Here is a 4,681-nt window from a genome sequence, read left to right on the forward strand (position 1 = left end):
GGGGCGGCGGCAGTGCCGCGTGGCTGCTGCCGGTGGCGCTGGTCGGCGGGTGGGCCGGGGCCCGCCTGCTCGTGGTGCCGTTGGGCCGGCTGATGCCGGAGCCGCCTCCGCCGCCGTCCCGGCGGGACTTCGTCGGGCTCGCGTGTGTGATCCGGACCGGGCGGGTGGGGCCCGACTTCGGGCAGGCCGAGGTCCGTTCCGCCGACGGTTCCTCCGCCGTCGTGCAGGTCCGTCAGAGCCTCGACGACGTCGCGGGCGAAGGCCGGGCGCTCCGCACCGGAGCCGCCGCGCTCATCTACGACTACGACGCCGACGGCGAGTTCTTCTGGGTGATGCCGGCTCCGTCGTCGTAGCCGGTCGCGGTCGCAGTCGCAGTCGCAGTCGCAGTCGCAGTCGCAGTCGCAGTCGCAGTCGCGGTCGCGGTCGCGGTCGCCCGCTCACTTCCGTCCATCTCATTCGCAGCACCAGTCAGTCCATCCAAGGGAACAGCCATGTCTGTCGTCACCATCGGTATCGGCGTGCTCGTCGCCGTTCTCCTGCTCATCGGTCTGGGCACGCTGCTGCTCTTCGGCCGGCTGTTCCGCAAGGTCGTGCAGGGCGAGGCCCTGATCGTCTCCCGGCCCAAGGGCGTCGGGGTGACCTTCACCGGCGCGTTGGTGCTGCCGATGATGCACCGCGCGGAGGTCATGGACATCTCCGTGAAGACCATCGAGATCGCCCGCAAGGGCCGCGAGGGGATGATCTGCAAGGACAACATCCGCGCCGACATCCAGATCACCTTCTTCGTCCGGGTCAACAAGACCGTCGAGGACGTCGTCAAGGTCGCGCAGGCCATCGGCACCGAGCGGGCCAGCCACCAGGAGACGCTGCAGAACCTGTTCAGCGCCAAGTTCGCCGAGGCGCTGCGCACCGTCGGCAAGCAGCTCGACTTCGCCGACCTCTACACCCACCGCGAGGAGTTCCGGGACCGCATCATCGCGGCCATCGGGACCGACCTGAACGGCTACCACCTCGAGGACGCGGCGATCGACCACCTCGAGCAGACCCCGATGGCCCAGCTCGACCCGACCAACATCCTGGACGCGCAGGGCATCCGAAAGATCACCGAGCTGACCGCACTGGAGCACATCCGCACCAACGACTTCCAGCGCAACGAGCAGATGGAGATCACCCGTCAGGACGTGGACGCCCGCGAGGCCGTGCTGGAGCTGGAGCGGCGCCGGGCCGAGGCGGAGATCCGGCAGCGCAAGGGCATCGAGACCCTGAAGGCGCAGGAGGAGGCCGCCACCGCGATGGTCCAGGAGGAGGAGCGGCTCAAGGCGCACAGCGCGCTGCTGCGCACCGAGGAGCTCCTCGGCGTCCAGCGCGAGAACCAGCAGCGGGAGATCGCCGTCGCGGAGAAGAACCGTGAGCGCGTCCTCGCGGTGGAGTCCGAGCGGATCGAGAAGGACCGGCTGCTGGAGGTCGTCAACCGCGACAAGGAGGTGCAGCTCGCCAAGGCCGAGATGGAGAAGGAGGTCGAGGTCGAGCGGCGCGGCGTGGCCGAGGTGGTGCGCGAGCGGATCGCGGTGGAGCGCACGGTCGCGGAGCAGGAGGAGGAGATCAAGCGGGTCCGCGTGGTGCAGGAGGCCGAGCGCACCCGGCAGTCCGTGATCATCGCCGCCGAGGCGGAGGCGCAGGAGCAGCTGGTCAAGGACATCAAGGCGGCCGAGGCCGCCGAGCAGGCCGCGCACCTGAAGGCCAAGGAGCAGCTGGTGCTCGCCGAGGCCGGTCAGAAGAGCGCCGAGCTGGAGGCCGCGGCCAACGTGCGCCGGGCCGAGGGCGAGCGGGCGCTGGCCGGAGCTGCCGGTCTGGCGGAGGCCGAGGTGGCGGAGCGTCAGGCCCTGGCCGAGGCGGCGGGCGTCCGCGCCCGACTGGAGGGCGAGGCGGCCGGTATGAAGGAGAAGGCCGCCGCGATCGAGAAGGTCGGCCTGGCCGAGGCCGCCGTCGCGGAGCGCAAGGCCGACGCCGAGGCCGCAGCCATCCGCGAGAAGCTGCTCGGCGAGGCGATCGGCCTGGAGAAGAAGGCCGCGGCGATGGCCGCGCTGGACGAGGTCTCCCGCGCCCACGAGGAGTTCCGGCTGCGTCTGGCCGCCGACAAGGACGTGCGGCTCGCCGCGCTGGAGGTGCAGGCCAAGGTCGCCGAGGCGCAGGCGTCGGTGCTGGCCGCCGGCCTGGAGAGCGCGGACATCGACATCGTCGGCGGCGACAGCGTCTTCCTGGAGAAGGTCGTCGGCGCGGTGTCTCTCGGCAAGTCCATCGACGGTGCGGTGCAGGGCTCGCAGACCGTCAGGGCCTTGGGCGCCGACTGGCTGAACGGCGACCGGAGCTTCGGCGACGACGCGACCGAGGTGCTGCGCTCCTTCGCGGCCGGCGGCCCCTGGAACCTGGCCCTGCTGATGAAGCTGCTGGGCGGCGGCGCGGCCGACGGCTCGCTCCCGATGGATCCGGCGCGGCTCCTCAGCAGCGTGAACGGGACGGGGAACGGCACGGTCACCACCGGCGGCACGGCCGGCACGGGTAAGTGACTCCAGCAGGCGCCGAGAGGCGTGCGGGATCGTCGGGCACGGAACAGGGCAAAGGGACACGGGAAGCAGTCATGGGCGTCGAGGACGGCACCTACCAGATCCTGCGGGCACGGCTCGCCGAGCGCGCGGAGGAGTTGGGGCGGCGGGCGGCCGAGCTGAACGCCCGGCGGCAGGAGGCGTTCGGCTCCCGCGCGCTGGAGCTCGCCGCCTCGGCCCGGCCGCGCACCGCCGGGGACGGCGCGGCCTGCGGCGTCGTCGCGGTCCGGCCCGACGTGCTGCTGCTGGGCACGACCGCGGCGACGCTGGAGGCGGGCCTGCTCTCCCTGCACGCCCTCGACGGCGCGGCGCTGGACTCCGGCGCGGTGCCCGGCCTGCTCGACGACGAGCGGTTCCACCGCGACCTGGCCGAGCTGCTGCGCTACTACCGCGACGCCCGTCTCGCCGACCTGGTGCGGACGGCGTCGGGGCGGCTGCTGGCCGTCTTCCGCACCGGCGGGAACGACGGCGACCAGCGGGTCCTGTCCTGGCAGTTGGGCGAGGACCAGGTCGAGTACCTGGGCAACCACGGCGAACGGGACCTGCCGCAGCCGCCCGTCTACGAGCTGCCCTGGACGACGACCGGCCGCGAGCACCACGACCGCGGCCGCATCCGGATCGACGGCGGTGGTGGCACGGTCTCCGTCGCCACCACCGGCGGCAGCCTCACCGTGCGGACGGTGCCCGGGGACCGGACCCTCTTCCAGGAGCCGGTCGACGAGCCGCTGCAGAGTCTGGCGGACGCCGCCGTCGCCTACGCGGAGACGGGCCCGCTGCTGCTCCTGCGGATCCGCCCCTACAACGAGCCCGCCGACCGCTACCTCGTCGTCAACACCCGCACCGGATCGGTGCGCCGGCAGGACTCGCTCGGCCTCGGGGCCCGGCTGCTCCCGGCCGAGCAGGGCCTGATCTTCCCCGGCGGCTACGAGCTGGCCGACGGGACCCACCGCGCCTTCCGGATGGACCAGGCGGCCCCGGCGGACGGTGGCGACGGCTCGAACGGGCTCCGCTTCGAGGCCGTGGTGCCCTCGCCCAACGGCGAGGACCTGCTCTACGTACTGCACCGGCCGGGGCGCGCACAGGTGCTGTTGCTGCCGTGGAACACCGTCCGCCGCGAGGCCGGTGCCGCTCTGCACGGCGCGGCGCACACCCTGCTGCCTGACGGCACGCTCGTGCTGCTCAGGCCGGACCGCGAGCCGGTGCGCACGCACGAACTCCAGCTGTGGCAGACCCCGTTCCAGTCGGCCGACCACGCCGCCGCCCAGGAGGTCGGCGACGGTCCGCTCGCCCGGATCGGCAACGCCGACCTGGTGCGCGGCATCGCCGACTGCCTCGACGTCGTGCGCACGGCGACGGCCGCAGGCCAGGAGAGCGACCGCACCGCGGTCTCCGCGGAGCTGATTCTGGACGCCTGCGCCAAGGCGGCGGACCGCCACTACTGGCTCGCCGACACGGGACTGCTCGCGCCGCTCGACGAACTGCGGGAGGCAGCCAAGCTGTTGGCCGCCGAGCAGGCGCGGATCAGGGGGCTCGCCGCGCGCGCCGCGCAGGCGCTGGAGGGGGCCAGGGAGGAGGCAGCCTCACTGGTCCGCCGCTCGCACGGCGAGCCGCCCACCGACGCCGACGCCTGGACCCGGCTCCTCGCCGAGCTGCGGCAGGCGCAGGGCCGCACCCGGCTGCTGCGGGAGCTGCCGCAGCTCGACCTGGCGGCGCTGGACCGCGTGCAGGCGGACCTGGCGGGCGAGTTGACGAGTGCGACCGAGCGCGCCTTCGCCTTCTTCGCCGGACCGGGCGCCTTCGACGCCGCGCTGTCGGCCGCCCGTGACGCCGCCGAGGAGGCCGAGTCGGTCGCCACCGCGGCCGAGGCGGCGAGGCTTGCCGACCGCCTCACCGCGCAGGCCGAGGCCCTGGCCACCGTCACCGACCTGGTCACCGGCGCCGTCGCCGCCGACCCGGCCGCCGGGACCGCCGTGCTGCTGGCCATCGGCGAGGTGCTGGCGGCCGTCAACCGCGCGCGCGCCCTGCTGGCCAACCGCCGCCGCGCGCTGCTCGACGCCGAGCACCGCGCCGCCCATGCC

The 4,681-nt window shown here is 73.7% G+C and carries 2 protein-coding genes and 1 pseudogene; all 3 read left to right on the plus strand.

Going from position 1 to position 4,681, the window contains the following annotated elements; translation table 11 throughout:
• Positions 1 to 353: pseudogene (locus tag TR48_RS42985) on the plus strand (hypothetical protein); the annotation flags it as partial.
• A 138-nt stretch (positions 354 to 491) separates the two neighbouring features.
• Positions 492 to 2,567, plus strand: a complete 2,076-nt coding sequence (locus TR48_RS06215) for an SPFH domain-containing protein (protein ID WP_042364897.1) — start codon at positions 492 to 494, stop codon at positions 2,565 to 2,567.
• Positions 2,568 to 2,638: 71 nt separating this feature from the next.
• Positions 2,639 to 4,681 (plus strand): DNA repair ATPase (locus TR48_RS06220; RefSeq protein WP_174501671.1); only part of this gene is annotated, 2,043 nt, incomplete at its 3' end.

This window comes from Streptacidiphilus neutrinimicus, from assembly GCF_000787815.1.
Lineage (GTDB): Bacteria > Actinomycetota > Actinomycetes > Streptomycetales > Streptomycetaceae > Streptacidiphilus > Streptacidiphilus neutrinimicus.